This window comes from Streptomyces sp. NBC_00631 (genome assembly GCF_045206895.1).
Classification (GTDB): domain Bacteria; phylum Actinomycetota; class Actinomycetes; order Streptomycetales; family Streptomycetaceae; genus Streptomyces.
Genome location: NZ_CP107734.1, coordinates 2,028,422 through 2,049,086 on the forward strand (window position 1 = coordinate 2,028,422; position 20,665 = coordinate 2,049,086).

Annotated in this window: 18 protein-coding genes and 2 pseudogenes; 16 read left to right on the top strand and 4 right to left on the bottom strand. The window is 72.6% G+C overall.

The annotated features are described in order from the left end of the window. Positions 1-8 precede the first annotated feature (8 nt). Entirely contained in the window at positions 9-695 is a 687-nt protein-coding gene (locus tag OHB00_RS09340) for an esterase/lipase family protein (RefSeq protein WP_406433144.1), read from the top strand. 80 nt (positions 696-775) lie between these two features. Further along, positions 776-1,459: a class I SAM-dependent methyltransferase gene (locus tag OHB00_RS09345; protein WP_406433146.1), complete on the top strand. Its 684-nt coding sequence runs from the start codon at positions 776-778 to the stop codon at positions 1,457-1,459. A 21-nt stretch (positions 1,460-1,480) separates the two neighbouring features. On the opposite strand, the gene OHB00_RS09350 is transcribed toward OHB00_RS09345, so the two are convergent. Then, positions 1,481-1,855, bottom strand: a complete 375-nt coding sequence (locus OHB00_RS09350; RefSeq protein WP_181807907.1) for a fic family toxin-antitoxin system, toxin component — start codon at positions 1,853-1,855, stop codon at positions 1,481-1,483. A gap of 4 nt (positions 1,856-1,859) precedes the next feature. Then, a complete protein-coding gene (locus tag OHB00_RS09355; protein WP_366894275.1) occupies positions 1,860-2,111 on the bottom strand; it encodes a toxin-antitoxin system HicB family antitoxin in 252 nt (83 codons plus the stop codon). Positions 2,112-2,250: 139 nt separating this feature from the next. On the opposite strand from OHB00_RS09355, the gene OHB00_RS09360 reads away from it, so the two are divergent. The 11 genes and pseudogenes from OHB00_RS09360 (at position 2,251) to OHB00_RS09410 (ending at position 14,196) form a co-directional block, all read left to right on the top strand. Continuing rightward, positions 2,251-3,039 (top strand): ABC transporter ATP-binding protein, encoded by a 789-nt coding sequence (locus OHB00_RS09360; RefSeq protein ID WP_406433148.1) that lies wholly within the window; start codon positions 2,251-2,253, stop codon positions 3,037-3,039. Positions 3,040-3,043: 4 nt separating this feature from the next. Continuing rightward, entirely contained in the window at positions 3,044-5,611 is a 2,568-nt protein-coding gene (locus OHB00_RS09365; protein ID WP_406433150.1) for an ABC transporter permease, read from the top strand. A 46-nt stretch (positions 5,612-5,657) separates the two neighbouring features. Beyond that, positions 5,658-6,512, top strand: a complete 855-nt coding sequence (locus tag OHB00_RS09370) for a TIGR03621 family F420-dependent LLM class oxidoreductase (protein WP_406433152.1) — start codon at positions 5,658-5,660, stop codon at positions 6,510-6,512. 44 nt (positions 6,513-6,556) lie between these two features. Then, positions 6,557-6,991, top strand: coding sequence for a GNAT family N-acetyltransferase (locus OHB00_RS09375; protein ID WP_406433155.1), 435 nt, complete (start codon positions 6,557-6,559; stop codon positions 6,989-6,991). A gap of 154 nt (positions 6,992-7,145) precedes the next feature. Beyond that, complete coding sequence (locus OHB00_RS09380; RefSeq protein WP_406433157.1) at positions 7,146-8,480, top strand: hemolysin family protein; 1,335 nt, start codon at positions 7,146-7,148, stop codon at positions 8,478-8,480. Then, positions 8,477-9,490 (top strand): hemolysin family protein, encoded by a 1,014-nt coding sequence (locus tag OHB00_RS09385; RefSeq protein WP_406433159.1) that lies wholly within the window; start codon positions 8,477-8,479, stop codon positions 9,488-9,490. The genes OHB00_RS09380 and OHB00_RS09385 overlap by 4 nt, the downstream gene beginning before the upstream one ends. 79 nt (positions 9,491-9,569) lie before the next feature. Next, complete coding sequence (locus OHB00_RS09390) at positions 9,570-10,352, top strand: SGNH/GDSL hydrolase family protein (RefSeq protein ID WP_406433161.1); 783 nt, start codon at positions 9,570-9,572, stop codon at positions 10,350-10,352. A gap of 10 nt (positions 10,353-10,362) precedes the next feature. Next, positions 10,363-10,706: pseudogene (locus OHB00_RS09395) on the top strand (DUF4326 domain-containing protein). 73 nt (positions 10,707-10,779) lie between these two features. Beyond that, positions 10,780-12,225, top strand: a complete 1,446-nt coding sequence (purB, locus tag OHB00_RS09400; protein ID WP_406433163.1) for an adenylosuccinate lyase — start codon at positions 10,780-10,782, stop codon at positions 12,223-12,225. Between the two features lie 65 nt (positions 12,226-12,290). After that, positions 12,291-12,779, top strand: coding sequence for a G/U mismatch-specific DNA glycosylase (mug, locus tag OHB00_RS09405; protein WP_406433165.1), 489 nt, complete (start codon positions 12,291-12,293; stop codon positions 12,777-12,779). A 259-nt stretch (positions 12,780-13,038) separates the two neighbouring features. Beyond that, positions 13,039-14,196, top strand: coding sequence for an ROK family transcriptional regulator (locus OHB00_RS09410; RefSeq protein ID WP_406433167.1), 1,158 nt, complete (start codon positions 13,039-13,041; stop codon positions 14,194-14,196). Positions 14,197-14,268: 72 nt separating this feature from the next. Here the strand turns inward: OHB00_RS09410 and OHB00_RS09415 are convergent, their stop codons facing one another. After that, positions 14,269-15,030, bottom strand: coding sequence for a GntR family transcriptional regulator (locus OHB00_RS09415; RefSeq protein ID WP_406433169.1), 762 nt, complete (start codon positions 15,028-15,030; stop codon positions 14,269-14,271). Positions 15,031-15,542: 512 nt separating this feature from the next. Between OHB00_RS09415 and OHB00_RS09420 the strand changes: the two genes are divergently transcribed. Beyond that, complete coding sequence (locus OHB00_RS09420; protein WP_406433171.1) at positions 15,543-16,373, top strand: alpha/beta fold hydrolase; 831 nt, start codon at positions 15,543-15,545, stop codon at positions 16,371-16,373. A 189-nt stretch (positions 16,374-16,562) separates the two neighbouring features. Here the strand turns inward: OHB00_RS09420 and OHB00_RS09425 are convergent. Next, positions 16,563-17,471 (bottom strand): annotated as a pseudogene (locus OHB00_RS09425) (EamA family transporter); the annotation flags it as partial. Here OHB00_RS09425 and OHB00_RS09430 point away from each other — a divergent pair. Next, entirely contained in the window at positions 17,462-18,892 is a 1,431-nt protein-coding gene (locus tag OHB00_RS09430; RefSeq protein WP_406433173.1) for a PLP-dependent aminotransferase family protein, read from the top strand. The pseudogene OHB00_RS09425 and the gene OHB00_RS09430 overlap by 10 nt on opposite strands. A 138-nt stretch (positions 18,893-19,030) precedes the next feature. Beyond that, positions 19,031-20,611, top strand: a complete 1,581-nt coding sequence (locus OHB00_RS09435) for an alkaline phosphatase D family protein (protein ID WP_406433175.1) — start codon at positions 19,031-19,033, stop codon at positions 20,609-20,611. Positions 20,612-20,665 lie beyond the last annotated feature (54 nt).

Consider the following 20,665-nt stretch of genomic DNA (forward strand, 5'->3'; position numbering starts at 1 on the left):
GAGGCATCATGCAACGCGCAAAGCGTCGCATCGCAACCGCTCTGTCGGCGATAGCCGGTTCGCTCCTTCTGTCCCTCCCCCTGACCGCCGGCACCGCGCACGCGGCGAGCCACGAGCCGATCGTGTTCGTGCACGGTCTGAGCAGCGACTCCAGCAGCTGGAACGACTGGATCGCGGACTTCGAGGCGGACGGCTACTCGTCCTCCGAGCTGTACGCGATCTCGTACGACTGGACGAAGTCGAACGTCACCACCGCCTCGACACTCTCGACCTACATCCAGTCCGTCCTCTCCAAGACCGGCGCCTCGAAGGTCGACCTGGTGGTGCACTCGATGGGTGCGCTCAACAGCCGCTACTACCTCAAGAACCTCGGCGGGACCTCGTACGTGGACCACTTCGTGTCGGTCGCGGGGGTGAACCACGGGACCAGCGTCGCCTCGCTGTGCGGGTGGCTGTACACCTCGTGCAAGGAGATGACGACCGGCAGCTCCTTCCTGACCGCCCTGAACTCCGGTGACGAGACGCCCGGCAGCGTCTCCTACGCGGCGTACTGGTCGGACTGCGACGCGGCGATCGACCCGGACACCTCGGCGGAGCTGAGCGGGGCCACCAACGTCGACGTCGGCTGCATCTCGCACACCGACATGAACGACGACTACGGGGTCTACGAGCAGGTGCGCGACTTCATCTCCTGAACCGTCCCCCCGCAGCGGGGGTGCGACGGGCTCCTTCGGGGGACAATCACCGTAGACCTGCTTCCGTCGGGAGGTCCGTCATGCGGCTGATGTCCGCCGGCGCCGGGACACCGGCGCGGGATCCCGTCCACCACCCGCTGTTCGCCCGTTTCTACGCTCGTTGCAGCGTGGCCGCCGAGACCGGGCTCGGCATGGCGGCGATCCGGGAGCGGCTGCTCTCCGGGCTGTCCGGGCGGGTGATCGAGATCGGCGCGGGCAACGGGCTCAATTTCGCCCGGTATCCCGGTGCGGTCGCGGAGGTCGTGGCGATCGAACCGGAGCGCACCCTGCGGAAGTTGGCGGCCGAGGCCGCGGTGCGGGCCGACGTCCCGGTGGACGTGGTGCCGGGCGCGGCGGAGGCACTGCCGGTGAAGAGCGAGGCCTTCGACGCGGCGGTGGTCTCACTGGTGCTGTGCAGTGTCCGTGATGTGCGGCGGGCGCTCGCGGAGGTACGGCGGGTGCTGCGGCCGGGCGGTGAGCTGCGGTTCTTCGAGCACGGCAGGGGCGGCGGCCCGGCGATGCGGTACACCCAGCGGGCCCTGGACCGGACGGTGTGGCCGCTGCTGAGCGGCGGCTGCCATCTGTCCCGGGAACCGGTCGCCGAGCTGCGCGCGGCCGGGTTCGAGCTCGGCCCGTACCGCCGGGTGTTCCTGCCGGAGAACGGCATCCGGCTGCCCTCCTCGTACTGCGTGCTGGGCGTCGCCCGCAAACCCCTGGAGCCCTGATCACAGGCCTCGCCGGAGGAGTCACAGGCTCCAGCGGCGCAGCTCCTGGGCGATGTCGGCGACGCTCGCCTCACCGTTCTTGACCAGCCGGGCCAGGTCGCGGACCTGCTCGGGCGAGGTGACGACCTTCAGGCCGCTGGCGACCAGGTAGGCGTAGGCGACCGAGGACGCGAAGAGGGCGTTCGAGCGCTCCAGGGCCGGGACGTGGATCAGCAGCTGGAGCAGGGCGGCGGCCCGGGCCTGCGGGGTGTCGTAGACGGGGACGTCGAATATCTCGGCCTGGTGCCTGGCCACGGCTGCGATCAGCGCACCCCAGTCGGTGACCTGCGGGTCACCCGGGGTCTTCTGTTCGGCGAGCATGAGGAGCCAGGCGAGGTCGATCGTCAGGTCGCTCAAGGGATCAGTGACGGCCTTCGGTCTTGTCAGACGTGTCGGTACCGTGCGTCTCGCCGAACTCCTCGGCGAATACGGACTCGTACTGCTTCATGAAATCGGCGGCGGCCTCGACGAAGGTACGGCCCGCCTCACCCGTGTCCTGCATGACCAGTTCCTCTATGTAGCGGTTGACGCTCATGCCGCGTGCGAGGGCGCGCTCGCGGGCCGCCTTGGCGGTGCCCTCGTCCACCCGCACGTTCAGCTGGGTCTTAGCCATACCTCGAAGCTAGCGCCGGATCGCTAGCAAGGGCAAGCGCGCATCGGATTCGAAAAGTGATACCGACTGTGGGACGGGTCACACTACGCTCGACCCGGACAAAGAGGTCGGTGACCGTCGCATGATCGGGGAGGCAGTCTTGTCCACAGCAGCTGCGGAGGCGCCCGCCGCCGACGGGGTCGCGGCCCGGGCACGCGGGCTGACCAAGGCGTACGGAGCGGGCGAGACGACGGTGCTCGCACTGGACGCGGTGGACGTGGACATCGCACGCGGCCGCTTCACCGCGGTCATGGGTCCGTCGGGCTCCGGGAAGTCCACGTTGATGCACTGCCTGGCGGGGCTGGACACGGTGTCGGCCGGTCAGGTCTGGCTCGGCGGCACGGAGATAACGGGCCTCAAGGACCGCGAGCTGACGCGGCTGCGCCGGGACCGGATCGGGTTCATGTTCCAGTCGTTCAACCTGATCCCGACGCTGAACGCCGCGGAGAACATCACCCTGCCCATGGACATCGCGGGCAAGAAGCCCGACGAGAAGTGGCTGGACCAGGTGATCGACACGCTCGGGCTGCGGGACCGGCTGAGGCACCGGCCCGCGCAGCTCTCCGGCGGTCAGCAGCAGCGGGTGGCCTGCGCGCGTGCGCTGGCCTCCCGCCCGGAGCTGATCTTCGCCGACGAGCCGACCGGGAACCTCGACTCACGGGCCGGTCTTGAGGTCCTGGGCTTTCTGCGGGAGGCCGTCGACCAGCTCGGTCAGACGGTCGTCATGGTGACCCACGACCCGGGCGCCGCCGCCCACTCCGACCTGGTGCTCTTCCTCGCGGACGGCCGGATCGTGGACCGGATGGAAGGACCGACGGCGGACGCCGTGCTGGAGCGCATGAAGCGATTCGACGTGGGACGCGGGTCCGCCGGCCCCGAGGAGGACTGACCCGGTGCTCAAGGCGACCCTGCGCAGCTTCCTGGCGCACAAGGGACGGCTGATGCTGTCCGCGCTGGCCATCGTCCTGTCCGTGGCGTTCGTCGCGGGCAGCCTGATCTTCTCCGACACCGTCACCCGCACCTTCGACCGGCTGTTCGCGTCCACCTCCGCCGACGTGACGGTGGAGCCCAAGGAGGACCTCAAGTCCTCGGTGCCGACGGGCGCCGTCCAGACCGTGCCGGCCGCGCTGGCGGACAAGGCGGCGAAGGTCGACGGGGTCGCGGGCACCCATGCGGACGTCTCCGTGCAGAACATCGTGGTGGTCGACAGCCACAACAAGTCGGTGGGTCCGACCACCGGCGCCCCGACCATCGCCACGGACTGGTACCTCACCCACCGCAGCCCCGTGAAGCTCACCTCGGGGCACGCCCCGCAGGGCGCCGGCCAGGCCCTCCTCGACGCGGACACGGCCGACAAGAAGCACGTACGGATCGGCGACACGCTGACCGTGCAGGCCCAGCCCGGCACCTTCCGGGTCGAGATCGTCGGCATCGCCACCTTCACCACCACCAATCCCGGCGCGGCCCTGGTCTTCCTCGACCCGGCGGTGGCCGCGAAGGAGCTGCTGGGCTCCACCGGCCGGGCCACCAGCATCTCGGTGGACGCGGCGCGGGGGGTGACGGACGCCCAGCTGAAGAGCCGTGTCGGCGCGGCGATCGGGACCGGTACGTACGACCTGAAGACCGCCGACGAACAGGCGAAGTCATCGGCGGCGGACCTCGGCGGCTTCCTCGACGTGATCAAGTACGTGATGCTGGGATTCGCCGGAATCGCCACCCTGGTGGGCGTCTTCCTCATCGTCAACACCTTCTCCATGCTGATCGCGCAGCGCACCCGGGAGCTGGGGCTGCTGCGTGCCCTGGGCGCCGACCGGCGGCAGGTACGGCGCTCCGTGCTCACCGAGGCGATGCTGCTCGGGCTGGTCGGTTCGACGCTGGGCCTGGGCGCCGGCGTCGGGCTGGCGTTCGGGCTGATCAAGCTGATGAGCGCGTTCGGGATGAACCTCAAGGCCACCGAGATGGTCATCGGCTGGGGCACGCCGGTCGCGGCGTACGTCGTGGGGGTGGGCGTCACCTTCGTCGCCGCGTATCTGCCCGCACGGCGCGCGGCCACCGTGTCCCCGATGGCGGCGCTCGCGGACGCGGAGATCGCCGGGGTGGGCAAGCCGCTCAGGACACGGGCGATCGTGGGCGGGGTCGTCGGCCTGCTCGGGGCCGCGGCCCTGGCCGGCTGCGCGGCGGCCACGAAGACCGCCTCCGCCTCCTCGCTGCTGGGCCTCGGGGTCGTCCTGACGCTGATCGCGACGGTCATCGCGGGCCCGCTGCTGGTCCGTCCGGTGATCCGCGTCCTGGGTGCGGCCTTCCCCGCCCTGTTCGGCTCGGTCGGCCGGATGAGCCAGCGCAACGCCCTGCGCAACCCGCGCCGTACCGGCGCCACGGCCGCCGCGCTCATGGTGGGGCTCGCCCTGGTCGGCGGGATGTCGGTGGCCAGCGCCTCCATGTCCAAGTCCTTCGACCAGCAGATCGACAGGACGCTGGGCGCCGACTTCGTCGTCCAGAACAGCAACTTCCTGCCGTTCACGCAGGAGATCACCGACAAGGTGCGCGCCACCGAAGGCGTGGGGCTCGTGGTCCGGCAGCGGTTCGCGCCGGTGGCGGTACGGCTGCCGGACGGCAGGCGGGTCACCACGACCGCCGCCGGGTACGACTCCCAGGTCGACGAGGTCGCCCATGTCGCCTACAAGGGCGGCGACACCGCGGCCGCGCTGGCCGCCGGCAGCCTCGGCATGGACGTCACCTTCGCCCAGGACCACAAGGTGCGCCTCGGCAGTGTGCTCCCGGTCGAGTTCCAGGGCGGGAAGCGGGCCGACATGAAGGTGCGCGCCCTCACCGACCAGGACAGCGGCAGCGGGTTCGGCACGCAGGGCGGCCTGTTCTTCGGCATCGCCACCGTGGAGAAGTACGTCCCCGACGGCCAGGACTCGTCGCTGTACGTCAACCGGGCCCCGGGCACCAGCGCGGACCAGCTGCGCTCGCGGCTGGAGCAGACGCTGGCGCCGTATCCGCAGGTGCAGGTCCGCGACCAGGCCGACTACAAGAAACTGGTGCACGACCAGATCGCCGTGCTGCTGTACCTCGTCTACGCGCTGCTCGGCCTCGCGATCGTGATCGCGGTGCTCGGGGTGGTCAACACCCTGGCCCTGTCGGTGGTGGAGCGGACCCGGGAGATCGGGCTGCTGCGCGCGATCGGGCTGGCCCGGCGGCAGTTGCGCCGGATGATCCGGCTGGAGTCGGTGGTGATCGCGGTGTTCGGCGCGGTGCTGGGCCTCGCGCTGGGTCTGGTGTGGGGGGTGTGCACCCAGCAGGTCCTGGCGCTCCAGGGCATGAAGGCCCTCGCCGTTCCGTGGGGCACGATCGTCGCGGTCGTGATCGGCTCCGCGGTCGTGGGCATCGTGGCGGCACTGCTGCCGGCGTTGCGTGCATCGCGCATGAATGTGCTGGCGGCCATCGCGCACGAGTGATGGAATCGTGATGGATACTCAAGTCGCTTGCCGCTGAGGAGAGTTCATGCCGCGTCCGTTCCGCTTCGGGGTCAACCTGCTCACGCCCGCCTCGGCCGGCGAGTGGCGCGCGAAGTGCCGGCGCGCCGAGGAACTCGGGTACGACGTGCTCCTCGTCCCCGACCATCTCGGCATGCCGGCGCCCTTCCCGTCGCTGGTCGCGGCGGCCGAGGCGACCGAACGGCCGCACCTCGGCACGTTCGTGCTCAACGCGGGCTTCTGGAACCCCGTGCTGCTGGCCCGCGAGGTGGCGACGACCGCCGCGCTGACCGGCGGCCGTCTCGAACTCGGGCTCGGCACCGGCTATGTGCAGGCGGAGCACGACCGGGCCGGGCTGCCGTTCGGCGCACCGCGCGAGCGGGTGGACCATCTGCGGCGCACGGTCGAGGAGCTGAAGAAGTCGCCGGGGTGCGCAGTGCCGCTGCTGATCGGCGGCAACGGCGACCGGATGCTGCGGCTGACCGCCGAGCACGCGGACATCGCCGCGTTCGCCGGGGCCCGCCTGACGCCGGGGAACACGGAGGGCCGGCTGGAACCGGTGCCGGCGACGGAACTCGACGAACGGGTGGCCCGCTACGACGACTTGGCCGCGGCGCGTGCCGAACCCGCCGAACGGAACCTGCTCATCCAGACCGTGGCGATCACCGACGACCCGGCGACCGCCCTCGGCCCGCTGCTGGAGCGGCGGCCCGAGCTGACCCTGGAGCGGGTCCTCGCCCTGCCCACCGTCCTCGTCGGCACCCTGGAGGAGGTCACCGGGCGGGTACGGGGGCTGCGGGAGCGGTACGGGTTCTCGTATCTGACCGTCCTGGAGCCGTCCATGGCGGCCTTCGCCCCGGTACTGGCGGAGCTGTCCGCATAGTGGAAATGCCTGGTGGGCGCGGGCGCTCGTGATGGGATCGCCGCATGACCGACCTGCACATACGGGCTGCCGGACCCGACGACCTGGACGCCGTGCTCGCCTTCTGGAGGACGGCGGCCGAGGGCACCAGCATCAGCGACGACCGCGGCGGGGTGGACCGCCTCCTCGCCACGGACCCCGAGGCACTGCTCCTGGCCGACCTGGACGGTGAACTCGTCGGCACGGTGATCGCGGGCTTCGACGGCTGGCGCTGCCATCTGTACCGGCTCGCCGTGCATCCGCAGCGCCGCCGCCGGGGCATCGGCTCGGCGCTGCTGGCGGCAGCCGAGGAGCGGTTCGTACGGCTGGGCGGGCGGCGCGTGGACGCGATGGTGCTGGTGCGCAACGAGACCGCGCACCATGCCTGGCGGGCTGCGGGGTACCAGACCCAGGAGCAGTGGCGCCGGTGGGTGAAGCCGCTGCCCGACGGCGACCACTGAGGCGGCTTTGCCGATCCTTTACCATTGGGGGAGCCGTCGTTCCTCGATGAAAGGTGCGTGAGCGTCCCCCCATGGGCGAGCCTCCCGGTCCTGTCCGCCGCCGACACCGCGCGGTCCCGTCCGCCCTGTCCGATCATGGGACGGAGGTGACCCGATGACCGAAGTGCTCCTCCTGCTGGTGGCGATCCTGCTGTCGCTCGCCTGCGGTGCCTTCGTCGCGGCCGAGTTCTCGCTGACCACGGTCGAGCGCGGCGAGCTGGAGCGGGCCGTGCAGCGCGGTGAGCGCGGGGCGGCCGGTGCCTTGAAGGCCGTCCGGAACCTGACGTTCCAGCTCTCGGGGGCGCAGCTCGGCATCACGGTCACCAACCTGGTGGTCGGCATGCTCTCAGAGCCCTCGATCGCCAAGCTGCTGGCCGGTCCGCTGGAGGCGGTGGGCATCGGGGCGTCGGCCGCGAGCTCGCTCGCACTGGTGATCGGCACGGCGCTGTCCACGGTGTTCCTGATGGTCGTCGGCGAGCTGGTCCCCAAGAACTGGGCGATCTCCTCGCCCCTGGCGGTGGCCAAGCGGGTGGGCAGCGCGCAGCGCTGGTTCAGCGGCGCCTTCCGGCCGTTCATCACCCATCTGAACAACACCGCCAACCGGCTGGTACGGCGCCTGGGCATCGAGCCCGCCGAGGAACTGGCCTCCGCGCGCGGACCGCAGGAGCTGGCCGCGCTGGCCCGCCACTCCGCCAAGGAGGGCGCGCTGGAACCGGACACGGCCGAGCTGTTCGTGCGCACGCTGAACCTCGCCGACCTCACGGCGGAGAACGTGATGACCCCGCGCGTCCAGGTCGTGGCCCTGGATGTCCGGGCGACCTGCGAGGACGTGGCGAACGCGACCCGGGCGACCGGCCTGTCCCGCTTCCCGGTCTACCGGGACAGCCTGGACTCGGTCGTCGGCACCGCCCACATCAAGGACGTCCTGGCCATGCCCGCCGAGGAGCGGTCCCGGGTCCGGGTCGCGCAGCTGATGCGCGAACCCCTGCTGGTCCCCGAGTCCCTCACCGTCGACCGCCTCCTGGACCGCCTCGGCGGCCGGCGCACCATGGCCGTCGTCATCGACGAGTACGGCGGTACGGCCGGGGTCGCCACCCTGGAGGACATCGTCGAGGAGGTCGTCGGCGAGGTCCGCGACGAGCACGACCCGCACGAGACACCCGACCTCGCCCCCGCCGGCGCAGACGCCACGGGCCGCGCGCTCTACTCGGCGGACGGCGCGGCCCGCATGGACCAGCTCGCGCGCGTGGGCCTGCGGGCGCCCGAGGGGCCGTACGAGACGCTGGCCGGGCTGGTCGCGGCCGAGCTGGGCCGGATACCGGAGACCGGGGACCGCGTCGAGGTCGCCGGCTGGCGGCTGGACGTGGTGGACGCCTCGGGGCGCCGGGCGGCCCGGGTGCTGCTGCACGCACCGCTCGACGACGAGACGGAGCAGGAGGGGCACCGGTGACCGCCGTACAGCTGCTGATCGGTCTCGCGACGCTGGTCGTGAACGCCTTCTTCGTCGGCGCCGAGTTCGCGTTGATCTCCGTGCGCCGCTCCCAGATCGAGCCGCACGCCGAGGCGGGCGACCGGCGGGCCAGGAGCGTGCTGTGGGGGCTGGAGCACGTGTCCGCGCTCCTGGCCGCCGCCCAGCTCGGCATCACGCTGTGCACACTGGTGCTGGGTGTGGTGGCGGAGCCCGCGATCGCGCATCTGCTGGAGCCGGTGTTCCACGCGGTCGGCGTGCCCACGAGCGCGGGCCATGCCGTGTCCTTCGTGATCGCGCTGGCCCTCGCGACCTATCTGCACATGCTGCTGGGCGAGATGGTGCCGAAGAACGTGGCGCTCGCCGAGCCGGTGCGCAGCGCGCTGCTCCTCGGGCCGCCCCTGGTCGGCCTGTCGCGGGCGCTGCGCCCGGTGATCTTCACGATCAACGCCTTCGCGAACGGCCTGCTCAAGCTGTTGCGGGTGGAGACCAAGAACGAGGTCTCGGCGACCTTCACGGACACCGAGCTCGCCGAGATCGTCAAGGACGCCAGTGAGGCCGGTCTGATCGACGACCGGGCCCAGGAGCGCCTGCACGACGCCCTGGAGCTGGGCCGCCGGCCGGTTCGGGACGTGGTCGTGCCGCTGGAACGCGTCGTCTACGCGCGCGTGGGCGTCACCCCGGAGGAGCTGGAGGGGCTGACGGCGCAGTCGGGCTTCTCCCGCTTCCCGGTGGTGGACGAGGGGCGGCGGATCGTCGGCTATCTGCACGTCAAGGACGCACTGGACGCATCGCCCCGCACCGAGGCTTTCCGGCTGCGGGACATGCGGCCGATCGCCCGGGTGCGGGAGAGCACACCGCTGGACGACGTGCTCACCGCGATGCGCGGCAGCCGCACCCACCTGGCGGGCGTACTCGGCGACGACGGACGGATGGCGGGGCTGGTGACGATGGAGGACGTGCTGCGGGAGTTGTTCGGGCAGCACGCTTAGGCTCCACCGGGGGAAGAGCCTTTGCCGACGGGAGTGACCGACCGGCGGGTATGCGCCCCGGGATACCATCTCTCCCGCCATGCAGAAGAACCCGGTGCCTCCCGCACATTCCAGTCTGGTCGCGATCGGCGACTCCTTCACCGAGGGCATGTCGGACCTCAGGCCCGACGGCTCCTACCGGGGCTGGGCCGATGTCCTCGCCGCCCGGATGGCCGCCCGTACCCCCGGCTTCCGCTACGCCAACCTCGCGGTGCGGGGCAAGCTGATCGGGCAGATCGTCGAGGAGCAGGTGCCTCTGGCGGTCACGATGCGGCCCGACGTGATCACGCTGGTCGGCGGCCTCAACGACACGTTGCGCCCCAAGTGCGACATGGTCCGGGTCCGGGACCTGCTCACCGAGGCGGTGGAGCGGCTGACGCCGGCCTGCGAGCAGCTGGTGCTGATGCGCAGCCCCGGCCGCCAGGGCCCGGTCCTGGAGCGGTTCCGGCCGCGCATGGAGGAACTGTTCGCCGTGGTCGACGAGCTGGCCGAGCGGCACGGTGCCCTCGTCGTCGACCTGTACGGCGCGCCCTCGCTGGCCGACCCACGGCTGTGGGACGTGGACCGGCTGCACCTGACGGCGGAGGGCCACCGCCGGGTCGCCGAGGCGGTCTGGCAGACGCTGGGCCACGAGCCCGAGGACACCGAGTGGCACACGCCGATCCCGGCCACGGTGCCGCCCGGCTGGGTCGCGCGCCGGGTCGAGGACGCCCGCTTCACCAGGCAGTACCTGCTGCCGTGGATAGCCCGCCGCCTCACCGGCCGTTCCTCGGGCGACGGCCGCGCGCCGAAGCGCCCGGAGCTGCTGCCGTACGAGGCGTAGCGTGGGCTCCGTGCCCACCCGGGTGATCAACGTCAGGGGCCGGATCCACGAGTTCGGCCCCCGGCTGGAGCACGCCCCGCGGACGTCGTCTACGTGGGCCGCCGCTGGACGATGGGGGGCTGGGACCTCCCCCGCCACCCGCTGTACAACCCGTTCGCCTACGACACCCCGAAGAAGAGGCGGGACGGCACCCGGGCCGAGGTGATGGCGATGTACCGGGCGTACCTGCTGGAGCGGCCCGAGCTGCTGGAGCTGGTGGCGGAGCTGCGCGGGAAGACCCTGGCCTGCTGGTGCGCGCCGGAGAGGTGCCACGCGGACGTGCTGGCGGAACTCGCCGACCTGCCCCAGCCGTGATGTGGCTCTCATAGCTTCGCACGAGTGGGCCCGCGACGCTGGCCTGCAGGAATCGCCAGTAGAATCCGTACACGTGACTTCAGCCGCGCCCGCCAAGCCCCGCATTCCGAACGTCCTCGCCGGACGCTACGCCTCCGCCGAGCTCGCCACGCTCTGGTCGCCCGAGCAGAAGGTGAAGCTGGAGCGGCAGCTCTGGCTCGCCGTGCTGCGGGCCCAGAAGGACCTCGGGATCGAGGTGCCGGACGCGGCGATCGCCGACTACGAGCGGGTCCTCGACACGGTCGACCTGGCCTCCATCGCCGAGCGCGAGAAGGTCACCCGGCACGACGTGAAGGCGCGGATCGAGGAGTTCAACGCCCTCGCCGGGCACGAGCACGTGCACAAGGGCATGACCTCCCGGGACCTGACGGAGAACGTCGAGCAGCTCCAGATCCGGCTCTCCCTTGAGCTGATGCGGGACCGTACGACGGCCGTCCTCGCCCGCCTGGGCAAGCTGGCCGGCGAGTACGCCGAGCTGGTCATGGCCGGCCGCTCCCACAACGTGGCCGCGCAGGCGACCACCCTCGGCAAGCGCTTCGCGACCGGCGCCGACGAGCTGCTGGTCGCCTACGGCCGGGTCGAGGAGCTGCTGCGGCGCTACCCGCTGCGGGGCATCAAGGGCCCGGTGGGCACCGCCCAGGACATGCTGGACCTGCTGGGCGGCGATGCCGCGAAGCTCGCCGAGCTGGAGACCCGGATCGCGCGCCACCTGGGCTTCTCGCAGGCGTTCACCTCGGTCGGCCAGGTCTACCCGCGCTCGCTGGACTACGAGGTGGTGACCGCGCTGGTGCAGCTGGCCGCGGCGCCGTCCTCGCTCGCCAGGACGATCCGGCTGATGGCCGGGCACGAGCTGGTCACCGAGGGCTTCAAGCCGGGGCAGGTCGGCTCGTCGGCGATGCCGCACAAGATGAACACGCGGTCCTGCGAGCGCGTCAACGGCCTCATGGTGATCCTGCGCGGTTACGCCTCGATGACCGGTGAGCTGGCCGGTGACCAGTGGAACGAGGGCGACGTGTCCTGCTCGGTGGTGCGCCGGGTGGCCCTGCCGGACGCCTTCTTCGCGCTCGACGGCCTCCTGGAGACCTTCCTGACGGTCCTCGACGAGTTCGGGGCGTTCCCCGCCGTCATCGCCCGCGAGCTGGACCGCTACCTCCCGTTCCTCGCCACCACCAAGGTGCTGATGGGCGCGGTGCGCGCGGGCGTCGGCCGTGAGGTCGCGCACGAGGCGATCAAGGAGAACGCCGTCGCCACCGCGCTCGCGATGCGCGAGCAGGGCGCCGAGCGCAACGACCTGCTCGACAAGCTCGCCGCCGACGAGCGGCTGCCGCTGGATCGCGAGCAGCTGACCGCGCTGATGGCCGACAAGCTCTCCTTCACGGGCGCGGCCGCCGCCCAGGTCGGTGTCGTCGTCGGCCGGATCGAGGAGATCGTCAAGCAGCACCCGGAGGCCGCCGGTTACACCCCTGGAGCGATCCTCTGACCGGCCGCTCCCCTCGCTTCACGGCGGCGGAGCTGGAGGCCGCCCGCGACCGTCTCGTCCCGGACGTGCTCGCGGACGGCCTCCACGTCCTGTTCTGCGGGATCAACCCCGGCCTGATGACGGCGGCCACCGGCCACCACTTCGCCCGTCCCGGCAACCGCTTCTGGCCGGTCCTGCACCTGTCCGGCTTCACCCCGCGGCTGCTGATCCCCGCCGAGCAGGGCGAGTTGCTGTCGTACGGACTCGGCATCACCAACGTGGTGGCGCGGGCGACCGCGCGCGCCGACGAGCTGACGGCGAAGGAGTACACGGAGGGCGGGCGCCTGCTGACCGCCAAGGTGACGCGGGTCCGGCCGAGGTGGCTGGCGGTGGTCGGCGTCACGGCCTACCGGGCCGCCTTCGACGACCGCAGGGCCCAGGTGGGGCCGCAGGAGCGGACGATCGGAGACACGCGGGTATGGGTTCTGCCGAACCCCAGCGGCCTGAACGCGCACTGGACGGCGGCGACGATGGCGGAGGAGTTCGCACGGCTCCGGGCGGCCGCGGAAGGCTGACCGTCACGGCGGGGCTGTGACGGTGACGCCGTCCTCGTAGAAGTCGCCGGTCTCCCGCGCTGCTGTCCAGCACCCTCGGTCCGCCGGTACTTCGCGAGGTCCACGTGAACCGGTGAAGCGAGTGCCACTGGCATGCGGCGGCTCGCCGGGCCCCCGGTTCGCGGATCCCGGTCAGATCGGAGGCGTCCGGCACTCGCCGCCGTCGTCGGCGCCGAAGTACGATCCGGCCAACGTGCAGGGTTAGCTGGGAGGACGGACGGTGGCGGGGTTGACCGGCGGTGATCCTTCTCTGTTGCGAAGGATCAATTCCGCGGTGGTGCTGCATGCGCTGCGGGCCACGGACTGCGCGACGCTCACGGAGATCACCCGGGTCACCGGGCTGTCCCGGCCGACCGTCGAGGGGGTCGTCGAGGGGCTCATCGAGGCCGGTCTGGTCGTCGAGAAGGCAGCCGAGGAGGGCGCCACCCGGCGCCAGGGGCGGCCGGCGCGACGGTTCAGGTTCCGGGCCGAGGCCGGGCACCTGCTGGGCCTGGAGATCGGCCCGCACCGCGTCGCCGCGCTCCTGGCCGACCTGGACGGCCGGGTGCTGGGGGCGCAGGCCAAGGACGTCGAGGAGACGGCCGACGCGGACGAGCGGCTGGAGCGGCTGCGCACCGCCGTCGCCGAGCTGCTGCGCCGGGCCGGGGTGGCGCGCGGTTCGCTGCGGGCCGTCGGGGTCGGCACGCCCGGCATCGTCGAGGCGGACGGCCGGGTGCGGCTGGGCACCGCGCTGCCCCAGTGGACGGGGCTGCGCCTCGGCGAGCGGCTGAGCCGGTCCTTCAAGTGTCCCGTGCTGGTGGAGAACGACGCCAACGCGGCGGCGGTGGCCGAGCACTGGAAGGGCGCCGCCACCGAGTCCGACGACGTGGTGATGGTGCTGGCCGGGCTGAGTCCGGGCGCGGGTTCACTGATCGGCGGGCGGCTGCACCGCGGGTACGGCGGGGCGGCCGGAGAGATCGGCGCGCTGCATCTGCTGGGCCGGGAGGTGACCCCGGAGACGCTGCTGTCGACCACCGACGAGCCGCTGCATCCGCTGGACGAGCAGGCGGTCGCCGAGGTGTTCGCGCTGGCCCGCAAGGGGGACGCGCGGGCGCGGGCGGCCGTCGACCGGTTCATCCAGCGGCTGGTCCACGACGTGGCCGCGCTGGTGCTGGCGCTGGATCCGGAGCTCGTGGTGATCGGCGGCTGGGCGGCGGGCCTGGACGGTGTCCTGGAGCCGCTGCGCCGTGAACTCGCCCGGTACTGTCTGCGGCCGCCCCGGGTGGCTCTCTCCGTGCTCGGTGAGGCGGCGGTGGCGACGGGCGCGCTGCGGCTCGCCCTCGATCACGTGGAGGAGCAGCTGTTCGCGGTGGACGGGACGGTCACCGCCCGCCGCTGAGCGGCCGGCCCGGCGCTCGCGACGCGCCCCGGCAAGGATTCCGGGGCGCGCGCCGGCCGTGCGGGGCGGTGGCTAGGAGGCCTGCCGCTCGGGGCCGTGGTGGATCTCCACCCCGCCGGTGTCGCCGAAGGTCAGCCGGCAGGTGTCCGCGCGGTAGGTGGCGACGGAGAGCGCGGCGGTGCGGCCGGCGGCGAGGAAACGGGTGGTGACGACGAGCACCGGGGCGCCGGGGAGACGGTCGAGTTCCTTGGCGTCGTCCGCGCGGGCCGAGCCGAGCTCCACGGCGCGGTCCTGGCTCTCCAGCTCCAGGCGCTGCAGCTCACGCAGGACCGCACGCGCCCGGGGCGCCCCGGACGGCGCGTCGATCGCCGTCAGCTCCGGGACCGAGGCCGCCGGGATGTAGAGCAGTTCGGCGGCGACGGGCTGCCCGTGCGAGACGCGGGAGCGGCGCACGATGTGCACGGGCTCCTCCGCGCCGGTCTCCAGGGCGGCCGCGACGGCGGCGGGCGGCACCGCGAGGGTGCAGTCGGCGGGCTGCCAGGCGTCCCCGGCCGCGCCCGGCCAGGCGTCCTCGTCGGTGCCGACCGCCACGCCCATGCGCGGGGGCGCGACCGTCGTACCGACACCGCGGCGGCGCTGCAGCCTGCCCTCCAGTTCGAGCTGTTCGAGGGCCTGGCGCAGGGTGGCGCGGGCCACGCCGAAGCGGGCGGCGAGGTCACGCTCGTTGGGCAGGATCTCGCCGACCGAGAACTCCGAGTCCAGTGCCTCACTGAGCACGGTCTTGAGATGCCAGTACTTCGGTTCCGGCACCGATTCCAGCTGCGTGGTCCCCACCCTGTCCTCCGCAATCGCCGTGGTCCGGCGGCGTTTTAGCGCCCTTGTTTATTAAAGGTTGTTGTACTTATCTGCGACCATAGGGCGGCGCACACCCTTGGTCAAGACCAATCCTCGATCCCTTGGGCCACGCATAGAAAGCGGTGCCACACGCCGTTCACGAGGCGTTCGCGCGGGGTCGTTCGCATGGCATGGCGGCAAAGCTCCCGCCGCACGGCGGAAGCCGCCCCATCCGACACATTCCTCCCTGTTTGGCCGGAATCATCCTCTCCTCCGCCCACCCGGCTCAGAATGATCCGCGGACCGTCGGCGACCGACGGCCCGGATGCGGAGGTGGCCTGTGCGGTGGACCCGTGAGGCGGGCATGGCATGCCGATTTCAACCGGGAGTCGCGCGGGGCGCGTTGACGGAGCGCGCCGGGACACGACACGCCCCACCGGGGACTACCCGCGAGTAGCAATTGCTGACAAGCTGTCTACGGCGTCCGCCGAAGTCCCAGACGAGGAGCCCGCATGTCCGCCACCGTCTCCTTCAAAGTGCAGGCCACGCACGGCCGGCAGGATGTGACCGTCTCGTACGCGCGCGTGGGCCGCGGCGAGCCGCTGGTCCTCATCCACGGGATAGGGCATCACCGGCAGGCCTGGGACCCCGTGGTGGACATCCTCGCGACCGAGCGGGACGTGATCGCCGTGGACCTGCCCGGCTTCGGCGCCTCCCCGGCCCTTCCCGACGGCCTCGCCTACGACCTGCCGACCACCAACGCCGTGCTCGGCGCCCTGTTCGAGGCCCTGGCGCTGGACCGGCCGCATGTGGCCGGCAACTCGCTCGGCGGCCTGCTGGCGCTGGAACTGGGCCGCGAGATGCTCGTACGGTCCGTCACCGCCCTCTCCCCCGCCGGATTCTGGTCGCAGGCCGAGCGGCGCTACGCCTTCGGTGTCCTCATCGCCATGCGGCGGATCGCGGAGCGGCTGCCGCTTCCGCTGATCGAGCGGCTCTCCCGGTCGGCCGCCGGGCGGACGGCACTGACCAGCACCATCTACGCCCGCCCGGCCCGCCGCTCACCCGAGGCCGTGGTCGCGGAGACGCTGGCTCTCGCCCATGCCAGCGGATTCGCCGAGACCCTGCGGGCGGGCGCCGCCGTCCAGTTCACCGACGACGTCCCCGGTATCCCGGTCACCGTGGGCTGGGGCACCCGGGACATGCTGCTGGTGCGCCGCCAGGGGGTCCGCGCCAAGCAGATCATCCCCAAGGCCCGGCTGGTCCGGCTGCCCGGCTGCGGACACTGCCCGATGAACGACGACCCGGCGCTGGTCGCCCGCGTCATCCTCGACGGCAGCCGCTGACGGACGGCCGGGCGCCGGCGCCGTGTCGGCCGACCGGCGACTGCCGGGCGCCGGCACGGTGTGCTGCGGGGCGGTCGCCGGGCGGATGCCGGCGCGGTGGGGCCGCGAGGCGGGTGCCGCCGGCCCGTGGCCGAGACGGGATGGCCTGTGGCGCGGACCCGGCAGGGCGCCGGAGCCCAGGGCGACCCCGACGCCCACCAGGGCGCCGCCGACGGCCTGGGCGGGGCCGTAGGAGCCCGTGCCGACGACTGGGGCGGTGCACACGGCGGTGAGGGGGATGAGGCCGGTGAAGAGCGTCGCGCGCTCCGTGCCGATCCGCTGCACACCCATGTACCAGCACACGAAGCCGACGACGGTGACCACGGCCGCCTGCCACAGCAGCGCGGCCGTCTCCGTGGCGTCGGGCCGGCGCAGCCATGCCCCGCCGTCGAGCGCGCCCCCGTCGGCCACCACCCCGGTCAGCGCCGCCTCGGCCGCGGCGAGGGCGCACACGGTGGCGGTCAGCAGCCGGGGTCCGAGCGCCCGCAGCACCGGTCCCGCGAGCACCGCGAACCCGACCTCACCGGCCAGGGCGCACACCGAGAAGGCGAGACCGCTCCCGTCCGTCCGCCCCCAGCCCTGGACCGCGAAGGCTCCGACCGCGACCAGCAACGCACCCTGGAACACGGGGCGTTGTGGCCGGCGGCCGGCAAGGAGCGGGACCAGGACCGCCACCACCACCGGGGCACAGCCGACGAGGACGCCCGGGACCGCCGGTTCCGCGGTGCGCTCGGCGGCGAGGACCGCCAGGTTGAAGCCGACCATCCCGACGGCGGCGAGCAGGGCCAGCCGCAGCCACGCGCGCGGCCCCAGCCCCCGCAGCCGCTTCGCCGCGTCTCGCCCGACGAACGGCACGAGCAGCAGGCAGGCCAGTCCGTAGCGGAGGAACTGGCCGCCCGCGTAGGGGTAGTCGCCCAGCACGCTGTTGGCGGTGAAGGACGCGCCGACGAGGACGTAGGCGAGCGCGGTCAGCAGGGCGCCGCGGGTGGTGGTCGCGTTCATGAGGACGACGCTAGGAACCCGGGCGGCCCGCATTAAGGTCCACTTCCATGACGTCATCGGGGACCAATCCGGGCGCCCTGCCCGGCTCCGCCGCGTGGGAGCTGCTGCTGCCGGCCGCCGCCGCGCCGGCACGCGCGCGGGGCCGTTTCCTCCAGGCGGCGCTGCGCGAGGCGATCCGCGCGGGACGGCTCGCGCCCGGCACCCGGCTGCCGTCGAGCCGGGAGCTGGCGAAGGACCTCGGAGTGTCGCGGGGGCTGGTCACCGAGGCGTACGAACAGCTGACGGCGGAGGGCTATCTGCGCAGCGGCCGGGGCGCGGGCACCTGGGTGGGCGGCGCCGTGCGGGCGGCGGCGCCACGCGCGCGTGACCTCGCGCCGCGCCCGCACGGCGTCCGGGTGGACTTCGTGCCCGGGTCACCGGATCTGTCGCTGTTCCCACGGGCCGCCTGGGCCGCCGCCCAGCGCGAGGTCCTGGCGGAGCTGCCCCACCGCGACCTCGGCTATCCGGACCCGCGCGGTCTGCCCCGGTTGCGCTCGGCCCTCGCCGAACTGCTGGCCCGGCGCCGAGGTGTGGTCGCCGACCCGGAGCGGATCCTCGTCGTCTCCGGGGTGGCGCAGGCGGCGGCGCTGCTCGGGTCCGTGCTGTACGCGCGCGGGGTGCCCGAGATCGGCGTGGAGGACCCCGGCAGCCCGCAGCACGACGCCCTGTACGCGGCGGCCGGGCTGCGTACCGTGCCGCTGCCTCTGGACGACGAGGGCCTGGCGCCTGGCCCGCTGCAGGCGTCGGGCGTCCGTGCGGTGGTGACGACGCCCGCCCATCAGTACCCGACCGGCATCGCCTGCTCCGCCGGGCGCCGCGCCCAACTGCTCGACTGGGCCCGGTCGGTGGACGGGCTGCTGCTGGAGGACGACTACGACGGCGACTTCCGTTACGACCGGGCCCCGGTCGGCGCGCTGCAGGGGCTCGATCCGGAACGCGTGGCGTACACGGGGTCGGTCAGCAAGTCCCTCGCGCCCGGGCTGCGGCTGGGCTGGCTGCTGGTGCCGCAGTCCCTGGCGGACGCCGTCGTCGAGCGCAAGCGGACCATGGACCTGGGGCATCCGTCCGTCGACCAGGCGGTGTTCGCCCGGTTCCTGGAGCGCGGCGACTACGACCGGCAGCTGCGCCGCTGCCAGCGCGCGTACCGGCAGCGGCGGGACGTCCTGGTCGCCGCCCTGGCCGAGCACTTCCCGCACGCGCGCGTGTCGGGGATCGCGGCAGGGCTGCACGCCATCGCCGAACTGCCCGAGCGGTACGGGCCGGAGAGCCGGCTCGTGCGGCGGACGGCGGCGGCCGGGGTCGCGGTGCGGCCACTGAGCGCGTGCACACACGCGCGGGACGACGAGTCCGCCGTACGGCTGGTGCTGGGGTACGCGCATCTGCCGCCGGCCCGGATCCGGGAGGGAGTGCGCATGATGGCGGAGGCGCTCGACGGGTGACGGCGCCCTGGCCGGGCCCCCGGAGGGACGGCCTCCGCGGGACCGGCAGTTGTTCACTTGCGGTTTGCGTGTGCGCTGCGGCGCACCAGTAGTTGTGGCTGTGCACAACTGGCCGGATCCCGCTCTGGAGGCCCTCCCATGTCCCTTTCGCTCCCCGGTCGCCGCAGCGTGCTGCGCGGCTCGCTCGCCGCGTCGGCGGCCCTGACCCTGCCCACGGCGCTCGGTTCGGCCCCGGCGTTCGCACTGTCCGGACGTCCACGGGCGGACTGGGGCGTGCAGGCGGGCGACGTGACCGCCGGCTCCGGCCTGGTGTGGGTCCGTTCGGACCGGCCGGCCCGGATGATCGTGGAGACCTCGGCCACCGAGTCGTTCCGCGATCCCCGCAGATGGCGCGGCCCGCTGCTGGGCGCGGACAGCGACTTCACCGGCACCACGCGGCTGCACGGACTGCCGTCCGGCGAGCAGATCCACTACCGGGTGCTGCTCGCCGACCCCGACGACCCGCGCCGTACCGGCGAACCGGTCACCGGCACCTTCCGTACCGCCTCCACGCGGCGGCGGCAGGGGGTGCGGTTCGTGTGGTCCGGGGACCTGGCGGGCCAGGGCTGGGGCATCAACGAGTCCATCGGCGGTTACCGCATCTTCGACGCGATGGCAAAGCTGGACCCGGACTTCTTCCTGTGCAGCGGTGACAACATCTACGCCGACGGAGTGATCTCGGCCACCCAGGCGCTGCCCGACGGCAGTCTGTACCGCAACGTGACCTCCGAGGCGAAGTCGCATGTCGCGGTCACGCTCGACGACTTCCGCGGGAACTTCCGCTACAACCTGCTGGACCAGGCGCTGCGCCGGTTCAACGCCCAGGTGCCGAACGTGATCCAGTGGGACGACCACGAGGTCCGCAACAACTGGTACCCGGGTGAGGTCATCGGCACCGGCACCGCCTACCCGGCCGGTACCAGGCTGGACGACATGGCGCTGCGCTCCCGGCAGGCGTTCTCCGAGTACTTCCCGATCTCCACGATCAGCGGCCGCCCGGACGGCCGGATCTACCGCGTCCACCACCACGGCCCGCTTCTCGACGTGTTCGTGCTGGACATGCGGACGTACCGGGACGCCAACTCACCCGACAATCAGAGGACCGACCCGCAGGGCATCCTCGGTGCCGAGCAGCTGGAGTGGCTCAAGCGGGAGCTGTCCCGGTCGCGTGCGGTGTGGAAGGTGATCGCCGCGGACATGCCGCTCGGGCTGGTCGTGCCCGACCCGGTCGAGGGCAAGGCGAACTTCGAGGCCGTCGCCCAGGGCGACCCGGGCGCACCGCTCGGCCGCGAGCTGCAGATCGCGGAGCTGCTGCGGTACATCAAGCACCGGAAGATCACCGGCACGGTGTGGCTGACGGCCGACGTCCACCACACCTCGGCCCAGCACTACGATCCGTCGCGGGCCGCGTTCAAGGACTTCGCGCCGTTCTGGGAGTTCGTCTCGGGCCCGCTGAACGCCGGTGCGTTCCCGGCCAACGCGCTGGACGGCACCTTCGGACCCGACCGGGTGTTCGTCAAGGCGCCGACCGCCTCGAACGTGTCACCCGCCGAGGGCTACCAGTTCTTCGGCGAGGTGGACATCGACGGTGACAGCGGTGAGCTGACGGTACGTCTGCGCGAGTACGACGGCACCGTGCTGTTCACGCAGACGCTGCAGCCGGGCCGGGTCGGCCAGTGACTCCCGTACGCTCTTCGCAGGGCCGCGCACCGGCGTCATCCCCCGGTGCGCGGC

Bases quoted from the DNA above. Each gene is read 5' to 3' on its own strand.
- OHB00_RS09355 (WP_366894275.1), bottom strand. From the start codon at position 2,111: ATGGCTAAGACCCAGCTGAACGTGCGGGTGGACGAGGGCACCGCCAAG.
- OHB00_RS09380 (WP_406433157.1), top strand. From the start codon at position 7,146: ATGACCGAAGTGCTCCTCCTGCTGGTGGCGATCCTGCTGTCGCTCGCC.
- OHB00_RS09420 (WP_406433171.1), top strand. From the start codon at position 15,543: ATGTCCGCCACCGTCTCCTTCAAAGTGCAGGCCACGCACGGCCGGCAG.
- OHB00_RS09375 (WP_406433155.1), top strand. From the start codon at position 6,557: ATGACCGACCTGCACATACGGGCTGCCGGACCCGACGACCTGGACGCC.
- OHB00_RS09370 (WP_406433152.1), top strand. From the start codon at position 5,658: ATGCCGCGTCCGTTCCGCTTCGGGGTCAACCTGCTCACGCCCGCCTCG.
- OHB00_RS09435 (WP_406433175.1), top strand. From the start codon at position 19,031: ATGTCCCTTTCGCTCCCCGGTCGCCGCAGCGTGCTGCGCGGCTCGCTC.
- OHB00_RS09430 (WP_406433173.1), top strand. From the start codon at position 17,462: ATGACGTCATCGGGGACCAATCCGGGCGCCCTGCCCGGCTCCGCCGCG.
- OHB00_RS09390 (WP_406433161.1), top strand. From the start codon at position 9,570: ATGCAGAAGAACCCGGTGCCTCCCGCACATTCCAGTCTGGTCGCGATC.
- OHB00_RS09340 (WP_406433144.1), top strand. From the start codon at position 9: ATGCAACGCGCAAAGCGTCGCATCGCAACCGCTCTGTCGGCGATAGCC.
- OHB00_RS09345 (WP_406433146.1), top strand. From the start codon at position 776: ATGCGGCTGATGTCCGCCGGCGCCGGGACACCGGCGCGGGATCCCGTC.